Genomic DNA, 13,128 nt, shown 5'->3' on the forward strand with positions numbered 1-13,128 from the left:
TGCTGCGCCGCAACCCTCCGGGTCGTCGCGATCTGCTAGTTTTTCGGGTTTTCCCCACCCCATCCAGACCCCGCCGGGAGCCGCATGTTCGACTGCATTCTGATCGCCAACCGTGGTGAGATCGCCTGCCGCGTGATCCGGACCTGCCGCCGTCTGGGCATCCGCACGGTCGCCGTCTACTCCAGCGCGGACGCCGACGCCCAGCACGTACGCCTGGCCGACGAAGCCTGGCCCATCGGCGGCCCACGCCCGGCCGAGTCCTATCTGCGTGGCGACGCGATCATCGAAGTGGCCCGGCGCAGCGGCGCCCAGGCGATCCACCCGGGTTACGGCTTCCTCTCCGAAAATACGGATTTCGCGCGCGCCTGCGCCGCGGCCGGCATCGTCTTCATCGGGCCGCGCCCGGAAAGCATCGACGCGATGGGCTCCAAAGCGGCCGCCAAGGCGCTGATGGAGCGCCATGCGGTCCCGTTGGTGCCCGGCTATCACGGCGCCGACCAGGATCCCACCCATCTGGCAACCGAAGCCACCCGCACGGGCTTTCCGCTGATGATCAAGGCGGCCTCGGGCGGCGGCGGCAAGGGCATGCGTATCGTGCGCGACGCGGGCGCCTTTGCCGAAGCCCTGGCTTCCGCGCAACGGGAGGCCGCGAATGCCTTCGGCGATACGCGGGTGATCCTCGAGCGTTACGTCGAGCATCCGCGCCATATCGAGTTCCAGGTCTTCGGCGACACCCACGGCAACATCATCCATCTGAACGAGCGCGAGTGTTCCGCGCAGCGTCGTTACCAGAAGGTGCTGGAAGAAACGCCCTCCCCCTTCCTCGACGAGGCCCGACGCGCCCGCATGGGCGCCGCAGCCGTCGCTGCCGCGCGCGCCGTGGATTACGTCGGTGCGGGCACCGTGGAATTCATCGTCGCCCAGGACGGCGAATTCTTCTTCATGGAGATGAACACGCGCCTGCAGGTCGAGCACCCGGTCACCGAAGAGACGCTCGGACTGGATCTGGTCGAGTGGCAGCTGCGGGTGGCCAGTGGCGAGACCTTGCCTCTGACACAGGACGACATCCGCGCCACCGGTCACGCCATCGAGGTCCGCCTGTATGCGGAAGATCCGGAGGCGAACTTCCTGCCGGGTTCCGGCAAGCTGGTGTCGCTGACCTTGCCGCCGCCGTCCCGGCATGTCCGCCTCGACGGCGGTGTGATTGCCGGCGACACCGTGACCATCTTCTACGATCCGATGATCGCCAAGCTCATCGTCCACGACCGGAACCGCGCGCAGGCGCTGGAGCGGTTGCGCGAAGCCCTGGCGCGGACCGATATCGTCGGCCCGAAATCCAATGTCGCGTTTCTCGAACGCCTCGCACGCCACCCGGCGGTGGTGGAAGGCCGCATCGATACGGGCTACCTCGATCGTCACCTTGACGAGTTTCTGGCCGGCGACACGCAGGCGGGCCACGTGGAGCGCTTCGCCGCCGCCGTGGCGGTGCTTCTCGCCGATGAAGCGCAGGACCGTGGCGTGCCCGGCGACCCGCATTCACCCTGGGCCGGTGCCGACGCGTGGCGCATCGGTCATCACGGCAAACGCGTCGTCGCGCTGATGCAGGGCGACGTCCGCCATGAGATCGATGCGCATGGACACGGCGGCGCCTACGTTCTCCGCGAAGGTGACATGTCCTGCACCGTGGCCGGGGCGCGTCTCGTCGACGGCGCGTTGTCCGCCCGTGTCGACGACGAGGCACGCCGCTTGCCGCTGGCGATCGACGGGCGGTTCGTCCGTGTACACGACGCTCTGGGACGTCGCTGGTCGTTCACCCGCGCTCCCGCTTACGCGTGGGCCGGCGTCGAGTCGGGCAACGCACGTCACCTCGCCGCCCCCATGCCGGGCCGCGTCGTGCTGGTGCGCGTTGCGGCGGGCGATGTGGTCGAAGAAGGGCAGGAACTGATGGTGATGGAAGCGATGAAGATGGAGCTCGCCTTGAAGGCACCTCGCGGCGGCACCATCGAGAGCGTATCCGCGGTACAGGGCGATTTCGTCGACGCGGATGCGATCCTCGTCCGCTTCGCCGAAACCGCCTGACCGGAGCTTCCATGAACGCATCGAACCACGTTCGCATCGTCGAGGTCGGCCCACGCGACGGCTTGCAGAACGAGAAGGCCATGCTCCCCGCCGTCGTGAAGATCGAACTGATCGACCGGCTGTCGGCGACCGGCCTGGCGACGATCGAAGCGACCAGCTTCGTCAGCCCGAAATGGGTACCGCAGCTCGCCGATGCCGCCGAGGTCTTCCTCGGTATCCGCAAGGCGGCCGGCGTGGTCTACCCCGTGCTGGTGCCCAACCTGCAGGGCTACGAGCGTGCGCGCGAGGTCGGCGCCACCGAGGTCGCCGTGTTCACGGCCGCGTCGGAAGCGTTCAACCAGAAGAACATCAATGCCTCCATCGACGCGTCGATCGATCGTTTCGTGCCGGTGATGGAACGTGCGCGGGCCGATGGCGTCGCGGTACGCGGCTATGTGTCGACCGTGCTCGGATGCCCTTATCAGGGCGAGGTGCCGGTGGCCGACGTGGTGCGTGTCGCCCGCCGCCTGCATGAACTGGGCTGTCACGAGATTTCGCTTGGCGACACGATCGGGGTCGGTACGCCCGCGAAGGCGCGCGCGATGCTCCGCGCCGTCGCGTCGGAAGTGCCGATGCCTGCGCTGGCCGTGCATTTCCACGACACGTACGGCCAGGCGCTGGCGAACATCCTCGCCTGTCTGGAAGAAGGCGTCCGCGTCGTCGACAGCGCCGTCTCGGGGACGGGTGGCTGCCCGTATGCCACGGGGGCCACGGGCAACGTGGCCAGCGAGGACGTGGTGTACATGTTGCACGGCATGGGCATGGAGACCGGCGTCGATCTGGACCGTCTGGTGGAGACGGGAGCCTGGCTGGCCGGGCAGTTGGGGAAGGAAACGGCAAGCCGGGTGACGCGGGCGCGTATGGCGGGCTGAGGCGGCTCCCATCGCCAGCAGGGCTGGCTCCTGCCCGGGCAGTTGGCCATTCCCCATCCAAGCTGGCAGCATCAGGCGTATGCCTGCCGATTATCTGATCCGCCCCATCGAGCCCCGCGACGATGCCCACATCGCCGCGGTCATACGCCATGTGATGCCGGAGTTCGGCGCCGACGGCCCGGGCTTCGCGATCCACGACGCCGAAGTCGACGCCATGTCATCGGCCTACGCCCGCCCACGCGCGGCGTATTTCGTCGTCGAGAAGGACGGCCGCGCCATCGGCGGGGCGGGCATCGCGCCGCTGGACGGCGGCGACGACGAGACCTGCGAACTTCGCAAGATGTATTTCCTGCCCGAGGCCCGTGGCATCGGCGCCGCCTCGAAGGTGATGCGTGCCTGTCTGTACGCGGCCCGGCGCGCCGGTTTCTCACGTTGCTACCTGGAGACGCTGACGGGGATGGACGCGGCGCAGGCCGTGTACTTCCGGCATGGCTTCACCCGGATCGACGCTCCGATGGGTGGCACGGGCCATTTCAGCTGCGATCGCTTTTTCCTGCGCAGCCTCAATGACGGCGACCTGATCGTCGCGCCCAAACCGCCCTCGCTGGTGTTCGGCATCGACGACCCCGGCAAGGAAGACGTCCTGCCGCTGATCGAGCAGCTGCACGGGTACCTGTCCGACCTCTACCGCCATCCCCTGCCGCAGGCGATCGGCGTGGAGAACCTGCGCCGATCCGACACCACCTTCATGACGGCCCGTGTGGACGGCCAGCCGCTGGCCTGCGGTGCCGGTGTCGACCACGGCGATTACGTCGAGCTGAAATACATGTACGTCGTGCCCGCCTGCCGCGGCATGGGCCTGGGCAAGCAGATGCTGGAGGCCCTCGAACGCCAGGTGCGCGCGGGCGGTGGGACGAAGGTGAGACTGGAGACCGGCACCGCACAGACGGAGTCGATCGAACTCTACGAGCGATCGGGCTACCACCGCTGCCCGCCCTTCGGCGATCATCACGCCAATCCGTCCAGCATCTTCATGGAAAAACCCCTGTGATCCGTATCGCCGTCGAGGCCGACGCCGCCGCCTGCCACGCCATCTACGCGCCCGTGGTGAAAACCAGCGCGATCACCTTCGAGACCGACCTGCCGGGTGACGACGTCATGCGTGAGCGCATCGTCGCGCGCATGGCGCACCATCCGTGGCTGGTGTGGGAAGAAAACGGCGACGTTCTGGCGTATGCGTATGCGGGGCGCTTCCGCGAGCGCGCCGCGTATGACTGGGTCGCCGAGACGTCGATCTACGTGCACGAAAAAGCGCGCCGTCGCGGCATCGCCCGGCGACTCTATGGCGTACTGCTGGAGGCGCTGCGTCTGCAGGGAATCAATCAGGCGGTCGGCGTCATCACGCTGCCGGGCGCGACCAGCGTCGCCATGCACGAAGCCATGGGCTTCCGGGCCGCCGGCGTGTGGCCCAAGGCCGGCTACAAACTGGGCGAGTGGTGGGACGTCGGCGTCTTCAGCCGGTTCCTGAGTGAGCCGCAGAATCCACCGACCGCCGTCATTCCGTTCGCGCAGCTGGTCGCGTCCGGTCGTATTCAGGCCTTCCTCGCCGAGGCCTGAGCGTCGGCGACGCGGGAGCGTGTGCTCCCGCACAAAGCCAATCCCCGATGCCTCGGCTAAGATGGGCCTCTTTGCCAGTCGCACCGCGGAGTTTCCATGCAGCTCGAACAGGTCAGGGCCGTCATCACCGGCGGCGCATCCGGTCTCGGTCACGCCGTCGCCGGGCGACTCGTCGCCGCCGGCGCGAAAGTCGCGCTCTTCGACGTCAACGAAGAGAAGGGCCAGGCCGCCGTGGCCGCCCTCGGCTCGCACGCTTCGTTTTACCGCACCGACGTCACTTCCGAAGAAGGCGTGACCGCCAACGTCACCGCCGCGCAGGACGCCATGGGTGGCCTCAACGCCGTGATCAACTGCGCCGGCATCCTTGGCGCGGGTCGCGTGCTGGGCAAGGAAGGCCCGATGCCGCTGGCCAACTTCAGCACCACCGTGCTGGTCAACCTGGTCGGCAGCTTCAACGTCGCCAAGGCCGGTGCCCAGCTGATGCAGGGCAACGCCGCGGGCGAGGACGGCGAGCGCGGCGTCATCATCAACACCGCATCGGTCGCCGCCTATGAAGGCCAGATCGGACAGGCCGCCTACTCCGCGTCCAAGGGCGGCGTGGTCGGCATGACGCTGCCGATGGCGCGCGAGCTCGCGCGCTTCGGCATCCGCGTGAACACGATCGCGCCGGGCATCTTCTGGACGCCGATGGTCGACGGCATGCCACCGCAGGTTCAGGAATCGCTGTCCGCGTCGATTCCCTTCCCGTCGCGCCTGGGCAAGCCCGAGGAGTTCGCCGACACGGTGGCCTTCCTCCTCACCAGCCGATATATCAACGGCGAGACGATCCGCCTCGACGGCGGCGTCCGTCTCGCTCCCAAGTAATCCAAGCCACGACACCGAACGCCATGAAAGCATCCGAAGTCAAAAAGGGTAACGTCGTCGAAAACGACGGCACCGTCTACCAGGTCCGCGATATCGAACGCAGCGCGCCTTCCGCGCGCGGCGGCAACGTCACCTATCGTTTCACCCTGTACTCGATCCCGGGCAACCGCAAGTTCGATCTCAGCGTGCGCGCCGATGACGAAATCAAGGAAGTGGCCCTCGAGCGCCGCCAGGCGAAGTTTTCGTACATGGACGGCGACGCGTTCGTCTTCATGGACGACGAGGACTACACCCAGTACACGCTGGACGCGAGCGTGGTCGGCGACAACGCCGGCTACGTCGTGGAGGACCTCGAGGGTTACTACATCCAGGTGATCGACGATGCACCGGTCGGCCTGCAGGTGCCCACGTCGGTCGTGCTGACCGTCACGGACACCGCCCCTGAAATGAAGGGCGCCAGCGCGACCAAGCGGTCGAAGCCCGCCACGCTGCAGACCGGCATCGAGATCCAGGTGCCCGAGTACATCACGACGGGCGAAAAGGTCACCGTCAACACGCTGACCGGCGAATTCGCCGGCCGCGCTTAATGCGCGTCGCGGAGCGGCATCGCGCGGTATCGATGCCGTTCCGCGTTTTCGCTCGCCGTCCAGTCAGCAAGGCTGCGGCACAATCGCCCGCTCAACGGATGAGCAAACCCACCCCATGAACAACGGCTACTCGCTTCGCGCCAGCGTCATCGACACGCTGATCCGGACGAAGCGACCCGACGTGCCCGTGCGCGTCGCCCTGCGCAATACCGCGGCCGTGGTGCTGCCGATGGCGCTCGGCATTTTGCTGGGCTATCCGCAGATCGGCCTCGGCATCGCGGCCGGCGCGCTCGACACGATGTTCTCCGACCAGCCCGGGCCCTATCAGCAGCGACTCAGCCGTTTGTTTCTCGCCGCGCTGGCCGCCGGTGCCGCATCGCTCGTCGGGTTCCTTATCGGCGACTGGATCCTGCCGATGTGCGTCGCCTGCCTGGTCTGCGGTTTCTTCGGCGGCATGCTCGTGGTGTTCGGCCCCGATATCGCGCGCGTGGGCATGACCAGCATGCTGCTGCTCGTGATTACGGCGGCGACGCCGAAAGGGCTGGTCGACGCCCTGAGCGGTGGCGCCCTCATCTTTGCCGGCGGCATGCTGCTGGCCGCCTTCTCGGTCGCGGCGTGGCCGCTGCAACGTTATCGCCCGGAGCGCCTGGCGCTCGCGGTCGTCTACCGCGGGCTGGCGGACCTCGCACGCAAGCCGCAGAAGGATGGCGAAGCCCCCGGCCTCGCCGACGCGATGAACACGTTGCAGATCACCCTGCTCGGCCGTCATCACGCGCGTGGCCGCGCCATGGAAGCGTTCCGCGTGTTGCTCGAACTGGCCGAACGACTGCGTCTCGAACTGATCGCCATGGCCGAGCTCGACACACGGAAGGACGGCATGAGCGAGATGTTCCGCGCCGATGCCGCGCGCGTGCTCGATGCGACGGCCGACGCACTCGACGCCGCCGAACCGCCGCAGCGGGCCGAGCGTGCGCTGGCCACCTTGCAGGCCAGCGAGCGCGCGTTGCTTGCCGGCTCCAGTGGCATGGGCCTGAGCGGTCATATCCGCGCCCTGTCCGGTCAGCTGGCGGCCGTCGTCCGCAACACGAACTGGGCCGGCTCGCGCGGTGAAGAACGCGCCCAGCGCGCCGAAACCGCGCTGCCCGAAACGCTGCGCAGCAGCTCCGCGCTGTCCACCCTTCGCGCCAACCTGACGCCTGGCTCGGTCGCGTTCCGCCACGCGGTGCGCTGCGCCGTCGTCCTCACCCTCGCCTTCGCGCTCTCGCGCTACTTCGCCCTGCCCCACGGTTACTGGCTGCCGATGACGGCGGCGATCGTGCTGCGCCCCGACTTCGCCGCCACGTTCAATTTCGGTTTGTTACGCGTGGTCGGTACCGTGCTCGGCCTGTTGCTGACGACCTTCGTGCTGCGCCTGACGCCCGACGTGCCGTGGGCGCACCTGGCCGTGATGGGCGTGCTGTGCGTCGCCTTCCGTTACCTCGCCGTGGCGCACTACGGTATCGCCGTCGCCGCACTGACCGGCACGGTCGTCGTCCTGCTGTCGTTCGAGGGCGTGGACCCGAACGCGGCCATGACCGACCGCGTGCTCAACACGGCGCTGGGCAGCGGGCTCGCCCTGCTGGCGTATCTGCTATGGCCGTCGTGGGAACGCCACCAGGCACGCAACGCCCTGTCCACGATGCTCTGCGCGTACGCGGATTACCTCGATGCCCTGGTCGCGCCGGCCGACCGTCGCACGCGACACGAGGTACGCACCGCCACGCGTACGGCGCGGACCAACGCGCAGGCCTCGGTCGACCGCATGCGCGCCGAACCGGGCACGCCCGCCATCCTCCTCGAGCTCGCGGAGACCCTGTTCGCCAACGGCAACCGCCTAGCCCGCACGGCGATGGCGCTGGAGTCGTTGATCGATGTCGATGAGGTGCCTCAGGCATGGACGCACGTGGGACCGTTCATTCACGAGGCGGCGGTCGCGTTGCGGGCCCAGGCCGAGGCACTCACCCGGACCGAAGGCATCGCCGTACCGCCGTTGCTGCGCGACCACCAGCGCGGCTTGATGGCGTCGCTGGCGCGGTCGACCGATCGCGAGCTGGCCGAGGCGGTGGAGCGCCTGACCGACCGCCTGACCGACAACGTGGATACGATCGCGCACGTGGTGACGAGACGGTCGGTGACGCCCGCCTGACCCCACACCGCCTGTAGGAGCGCGCCCTGCGCGCGAAAAGCCTGCAGCGGGCAACACCTCTCCTTTCCGCGTCGCCGCTCCATAGGCTTTTCGCGCGCAGGGCGCGCTCCTACCGCGCGGCAGCGCGGCACCCTTGCTGCACCGCCAGAAGCCCCGGAGAACGCCCGGCGCTACACTCGGGCCATGCTCAAGATCGACACGCACGCGCATATCCTGCCTCGTGACTGGCCCGATCTGGCGGCCCGCTACGGCGATGACCGTTTCCCGGTCATGACCCATAGCAGCGGCCACCACCGCATCTACAAAGACGGCAAATTCTTCCGCGAAGTCTGGGACTCGGCTTTCGACCCCGAGGTACGCATCGCCGACTACGCCCGCTTCGGCGTCGGTGTGCAGGTCGTCTCCACCGTGCCGGTGATGTTCTCGTACTGGGCCAAGGGGCATCAGGCGCTGGAGCTGCATACCCACCTGAACGACGACATGGCACGCGTGTGCGAAACCCATCGTCGCCACTACGCCGGCATCGGTACCGTCCCCCTGCAAGCGCCCGACCTGGCGGTACGTGAACTCGAACGCTGCATCGACGAACTCGGCCTTCAGGGCGTGCAGATCGGCTCGCACTGCAACGCCTGGAATCTCGACGCCCCGGAACTGTTCCCGTTTTTCGAGGCCGCCGCCGACCTCGGCGCCGCCGTGCTGGTGCACCCCTGGGACATGATGGGCAGCGAGAGCATGCCCAAGTACTGGCTGCCCTGGCTGGTCGGCATGCCGGCCGAGCAGGCGCGCGCGGCCTGCGCCCTGATCTTCGGCGGAGTGCTCGAACGACTGCCCGCGTTAAGGGTAATGCTGGCGCACGGTGGCGGCAGCTTTCCCTACTCCATCGGTCGTATCGAGCACGGCTTCCGCATGCGCCCGGACCTTGTCGCGACCGACAACGCGCGAAACCCGCGCGAATACCTCTCCCGTCTGTTCTTCGATTCCTGCGTGCACGACGACGCGGCACTCCGCTATCTGCTGGCAACCGCAGGCACGGACCGCGTCATGCTAGGCACGGACTACCCGTTCCCCCTGGGAGAGCAGGAACCCGGCAGCGGCATCGACGCGCTTGGCCTCGGCGACACCGAGCGGGCACGCCTGTTCCACGGTACGGCCTTGGAATGGCTCGGCGTGCCGCTGTCCCGTTTCCAGGCGGTCGCTGCCGTGGCGTGACGTGACGCAGCGCACAGCGGCCCTCGTCATAAGCGCACCGGCACTGTGCAAAAATGGCGGGATAGCGCGGCACCGCCGCTGGACCAGGGGAATCCGAATCGTGAACCGCTCTGTGCATGCCTTTCTGCTCGGCCTTCTGCTGGCCAGCCCTGTCGCTGGCGCTGCCGATATTTCCATGGCCGATGGCGCGATCCGCTTCCCGGTGCCCGACAACTGGGTGCCGATCATGCAGTCGCAGGGCGAAACGGAAACGCAGATCTTTCAGGTACCGGGCGCCAACGCGGCCAATGCCACCCTCGCCCGCGTATCCGTCACGCTGCAGAAAGTGCCCAATCTCAACGGCTTCCAGCAGTTCTCCGGCAACATGCGCAGCCGCGCTTCGGGCCTGACGGAATACGCGGCCGGCAAGGCGAACAGCCCGACCGAAAACGTCTACAAGGCCAAGGAAGGTACGGTAACGCTCGACTACTACGAGCGTTATTTCTACAGTGGCGGGTATGCGATCCAGCTGCGCTGCATCCGCCCCGGCGGTGACGCGAAGTGGAGCGCGGCGTTCGACAAGGGCTGCGCGGATCTGGCGGCCCGCATGCCCTCCTGATTTCGCAAGGCTCTATGTATGACCGGTTTCGAAGCGACGCGCGCATGGGCCGAAGCTCAGGACGCCGTGGATCCGCTGCGCGCGTTCCGCAATGCATTCCACATCCCCCCGCACGGGGGCCGTGACAGCCTGTATTTCTGCGGTAACTCGCTCGGCCTGCAACCGACGAGCGTGCGCGCGGCGATCGAAGCCGAACTGGCCGACTGGTCCGACCTCGCGGTGGAGGCCCACTTCCGCGGCCGCTCACCATGGATGCACTACCACGAGTACGTCCGGGACGCGATGGCGCTGGTCGTCGGCGCCGAGCCGCACGAAGTGGTGGCGATGAACACGCTGGGCGTGAACCTGCACCTGATGATGGTCAGCTTCTACCGCCCGACCGCCGAGCGCCCGGCCATCCTGATGGAAGCCGGCGCCTTTCCCACCGACCGTTATGCCCTCGAGTCGCAGGTGCGTTTCCATGGCTTCGATCCGGCGACCGATTTGATCGAACTTCAGCCGGACGGTCCGGGCGGCACGTTGTCGATGGCTGCCATCGAACGGGCCATCGCCGAACACGGCCATCGCCTGGCGCTGATCATGCTGCCGGGCGTGCAATACCGCACCGGACAAGTGTTCGACCTGGCGGAGATCGTCCGTCTCGGCCATGCGCAGGGCTCCCTGGTCGGCTTCGACCTCGCCCACGCCGTCGGCAACCTGCCTCTCGCGCTGCACGACAGCGGCGCGGACTTCGCGGTCTGGTGCACATACAAATATCTCAATGCCGGCCCTGGCGCCGTTGCCGGTTGTTTCGTGCACGACCGTCACGCGCGCGCCGACGTGCCGCGCTTCGCCGGCTGGTGGGGCCACGACAAGAGCACGCGGTTTCAGATGGGTCCGGAGTTCGTGCCGACGCCCGGCGCGGATGGCTGGCAGCTTTCCAATCCGCCGATCCTCGCGCTGGCTCCGTTACGTGCGTCGCTCGATATCTTTACCCAGGCTGGCATGCCTTCTCTCGTGGCGAAGAGCCGCCGCCTTACCGGCTATCTCGACTGGCTGATCCGCACGCGGCTCGACGACGCACTGGATATCGTCACGCCCAACGATCCGCTACAACGTGGCGCGCAGTTGTCGATCCGCGTGCGCGCCGGTCGCGATGCGGGGCGCGCGCTGTTCGCTCATCTGGAGCAGCACGGCGTGATCGGCGACTGGCGCGAGCCCGATGTGATCCGCCTTTCGCCGACGCCGCTCTACAACCGCTTCGCCGATTGTTTCGGTGCCGTCGAGGCGATCGAAACCTGGCCCGGGGCGCAGGCATGAGCACGCAGGAGCTATTTCCCGTGCCGTATAGCGAACGCGGCGACGGGTTCGTCGTGCAGGCCGTTACGCACTGGCTGCGGACCGCGCCGGGCCGCGTGATGTTCGGCCTCAAGGCTGGCGGACTGCCTGTGGTCCTGCCCGATCGCCCGGCGACCGTTTCGCATCGTGGTGTCGAAGCAAGAACCGATGGGCACGTTACGGCGGTTGAGGATGTCAGCAGTGTGTGGCTGCGTGAGCATCCGGAGGTCACATCGCGCTATGTCGCCTCGTTGCGCGACGTGCTGAAGAATCCGCGTGCCCGTCTCGATGGCTACGCTACGCAGGTCATTTTTACGGGTTCTGTTGAGCTGTATGCGGGGCCTGCGATGGACGCCGTGGATTTCGAACTCGATGATGAGGACGGGTCTTACGAGCGGGTGATCGAGCTACTTCGTCACGCGCCGCGCGATGGCCGCACGCCGTTCGCGATGCCACCCGAGCCGGGGATGGGAAGTTTTGAGGATCCTCTCTTCCTTGCAGGAAACCAGGCCTGGATCGACGGGAACCGGGTGTTGATCGAGTACGAACCGGACGAAGGCGGCCGAAGCGAAACCGTCGCGCTGGGCCGGGACGCGCTCGCCGATGCGATCGAACGCGCGTGGTACGCGATGATCCACGTGGCCGAGGAAATCCGCAGGGGACTCGCGCGGCCAGCTTGACTCGAACCTAATTGCGTACCTGCTCACAATTGACCGGATCGACTTACTCTGCCGACTCGTACCGACAAGTCACTCGGGCCTGAGCGATGTAGCGCCCGCTCGCCCTCTTGGTCTAAAAGTCCACGTCGGCGACTTCACCACCCTCCTCCTCGCATGTGGACCTGTAGCCGGCGCGCACGACTGACTCCGCGACGGATCGGCTGGTGTGTTCGTGCGCGCAGGTATAGGTGAACGAAAACCGGGTAGACGTTGCCGCCGCTATAGAGCAGGAACAAGCGGCGAGCATGGCAGCAGCAACGAAAGTCAGGAACTTCATCGGACATCTTTATCCTGCCAGGAAAGAGCCCTGCATGATCCATGCGAAAATGCCGCGCCGGAGTAGGTTCTCTCCGACGCAGTCGTAGTCCTTCGCAACGTGTCTAGACTAGACCCCAGCCGTCCGGGTTCGCGGAATACTCCACCGGCACGTCCGGCCTAAAGATCGGTCAAGTACCAAACACTCTCCCACCGCCGTTCGCGCAACTCGGATCGTGATGCAGGGATAACGACCACTTCCCGGATGCCAGCCGCTCGGATCGGATCAAGCCGCATGCCAGTCGCGTGACGTATGCCATCGCCTTCGGCTCGCGTCGGCATAACCTGACGGGACCTAGCGCACAGAGTGCCTTCTTACCTCACTCGGCGTACGTCAATATGCGGACCTTCCAACCGACAGGCTAGATATCAATGAAGACCCTCAACATGAGCGAAGCCGCCAAGGTGATCGGCGGCCGGCAAAAAGTTCCCGGAGCATGCTCCGTACAGAGAATGGTGGGCGCTATTGGCTTCGGCGCACTTGCCGGCATTCCCGGGTTCGCCGGCGGACCGATTGTCGGCGCATCGACCGTACTGTTCGGCGGATCCGTCGGCGGAATGTCTGCGCTTTGGAACTGCGCACAAGAACTTCGAGGAAACTGAAACGAACCAGGTAGATAAGGAAGCAATCTATGCGTCAATTAAGAAAAGTCATGCAATGGTATTTCTTACCTACAAACGGCATAGCTTCTTTTACCACGCGTTTCGGCATACTCTGGTTCGCACC

12 protein-coding genes and 1 pseudogene are annotated in these 13,128 nt (G+C 66.6%); all 13 read left to right on the forward strand.

The features are described 5' to 3' along the window. Positions 1 to 84 precede the first annotated feature (84 nt). The 13 genes and pseudogenes from FA87_RS12480 to FA87_RS20800 all read left to right on the forward strand — a co-directional run bounded on the left by FA87_RS12480 (position 85) and on the right by FA87_RS20800 (position 13,004). A complete protein-coding gene (locus tag FA87_RS12480; protein ID WP_043694905.1) occupies positions 85 to 2,079 on the forward strand; it encodes a biotin carboxylase N-terminal domain-containing protein in 1,995 nt (664 codons plus the stop codon). 11 nt (positions 2,080 to 2,090) lie between these two features. Continuing rightward, entirely contained in the window at positions 2,091 to 2,990 is a 900-nt protein-coding gene (locus tag FA87_RS12485; protein ID WP_043694908.1) for a hydroxymethylglutaryl-CoA lyase, read from the forward strand. Between the two features lie 79 nt (positions 2,991 to 3,069). Then, positions 3,070 to 3,555: pseudogene (locus FA87_RS21190) on the forward strand (GNAT family N-acetyltransferase); the annotation flags it as partial. 150 nt (positions 3,556 to 3,705) lie between these two features. Next, positions 3,706 to 4,041 carry a GNAT family N-acetyltransferase gene (locus FA87_RS21195; RefSeq protein ID WP_255349737.1) on the forward strand — a complete coding sequence of 112 codons (336 nt, stop codon included), beginning with the start codon at positions 3,706 to 3,708 and terminating at the stop codon, positions 4,039 to 4,041. Beyond that, positions 4,038 to 4,607: a GNAT family N-acetyltransferase gene (locus FA87_RS12495; RefSeq protein ID WP_043694910.1), complete on the forward strand. Its 570-nt coding sequence runs from the start codon at positions 4,038 to 4,040 to the stop codon at positions 4,605 to 4,607. Before FA87_RS21195 ends, FA87_RS12495 begins: the two co-directional genes overlap by 4 nt. Positions 4,608 to 4,703: 96 nt before the next feature. After that, positions 4,704 to 5,471 (forward strand): SDR family oxidoreductase, encoded by a 768-nt coding sequence (locus tag FA87_RS12500; protein WP_036111813.1) that lies wholly within the window; start codon positions 4,704 to 4,706, stop codon positions 5,469 to 5,471. 23 nt (positions 5,472 to 5,494) lie between these two features. Beyond that, positions 5,495 to 6,058 (forward strand): elongation factor P-like protein YeiP, encoded by a 564-nt coding sequence (yeiP, locus tag FA87_RS12505; RefSeq protein ID WP_043694912.1) that lies wholly within the window; start codon positions 5,495 to 5,497, stop codon positions 6,056 to 6,058. A 115-nt stretch (positions 6,059 to 6,173) separates the two neighbouring features. Beyond that, complete coding sequence (locus tag FA87_RS12510) at positions 6,174 to 8,243, forward strand: FUSC family protein (protein WP_036111807.1); 2,070 nt, start codon at positions 6,174 to 6,176, stop codon at positions 8,241 to 8,243. A gap of 183 nt (positions 8,244 to 8,426) precedes the next feature. After that, a complete protein-coding gene (locus FA87_RS12515) occupies positions 8,427 to 9,452 on the forward strand; it encodes an amidohydrolase family protein (RefSeq protein WP_036111806.1) in 1,026 nt (341 codons plus the stop codon). 100 nt (positions 9,453 to 9,552) lie between these two features. Next, positions 9,553 to 10,050: a hypothetical protein gene (locus tag FA87_RS12520; protein WP_139382846.1), complete on the forward strand. Its 498-nt coding sequence runs from the start codon at positions 9,553 to 9,555 to the stop codon at positions 10,048 to 10,050. Between the two features lie 18 nt (positions 10,051 to 10,068). Then, complete coding sequence (gene kynU, locus FA87_RS12525; protein ID WP_043694917.1) at positions 10,069 to 11,349, forward strand: kynureninase; 1,281 nt, start codon at positions 10,069 to 10,071, stop codon at positions 11,347 to 11,349. 98 nt (positions 11,350 to 11,447) lie between these two features. Continuing rightward, positions 11,448 to 12,047, forward strand: coding sequence for a hypothetical protein (locus FA87_RS12530; protein WP_156128551.1), 600 nt, complete (start codon positions 11,448 to 11,450; stop codon positions 12,045 to 12,047). 726 nt (positions 12,048 to 12,773) lie between these two features. Continuing rightward, positions 12,774 to 13,004 carry a hypothetical protein gene (locus FA87_RS20800; RefSeq protein WP_156128552.1) on the forward strand — a complete coding sequence of 77 codons (231 nt, stop codon included), beginning with the start codon at positions 12,774 to 12,776 and terminating at the stop codon, positions 13,002 to 13,004. The last annotated feature ends 124 nt before the right edge of the window (positions 13,005 to 13,128 follow it).

This window comes from Luteibacter sp. 9133 (assembly GCF_000800155.1).
In the GTDB taxonomy this organism is placed as follows: domain Bacteria; phylum Pseudomonadota; class Gammaproteobacteria; order Xanthomonadales; family Rhodanobacteraceae; genus Luteibacter; species Luteibacter mycovicinus.

Coding starts and splice junctions, on each gene's coding strand:
- FA87_RS12530 (WP_156128551.1), top strand. CDS start 11,448: ATGTTCGGCCTCAAGGCTGGCGGACTGCCTGTGGTCCTGCCCGATCGC.
- FA87_RS12485 (WP_043694908.1), top strand. CDS start 2,091: ATGAACGCATCGAACCACGTTCGCATCGTCGAGGTCGGCCCACGCGAC.
- FA87_RS20800 (WP_156128552.1), top strand. CDS start 12,774: ATGAAGACCCTCAACATGAGCGAAGCCGCCAAGGTGATCGGCGGCCGG.
- FA87_RS12515 (WP_036111806.1), top strand. CDS start 8,427: ATGCTCAAGATCGACACGCACGCGCATATCCTGCCTCGTGACTGGCCC.
- kynU (WP_043694917.1), top strand. CDS start 10,069: ATGACCGGTTTCGAAGCGACGCGCGCATGGGCCGAAGCTCAGGACGCC.
- FA87_RS12510 (WP_036111807.1), top strand. CDS start 6,174: ATGAACAACGGCTACTCGCTTCGCGCCAGCGTCATCGACACGCTGATC.
- FA87_RS12480 (WP_043694905.1), top strand. CDS start 85: ATGTTCGACTGCATTCTGATCGCCAACCGTGGTGAGATCGCCTGCCGC.
- yeiP (WP_043694912.1), top strand. CDS start 5,495: ATGAAAGCATCCGAAGTCAAAAAGGGTAACGTCGTCGAAAACGACGGC.
- FA87_RS12500 (WP_036111813.1), top strand. CDS start 4,704: ATGCAGCTCGAACAGGTCAGGGCCGTCATCACCGGCGGCGCATCCGGT.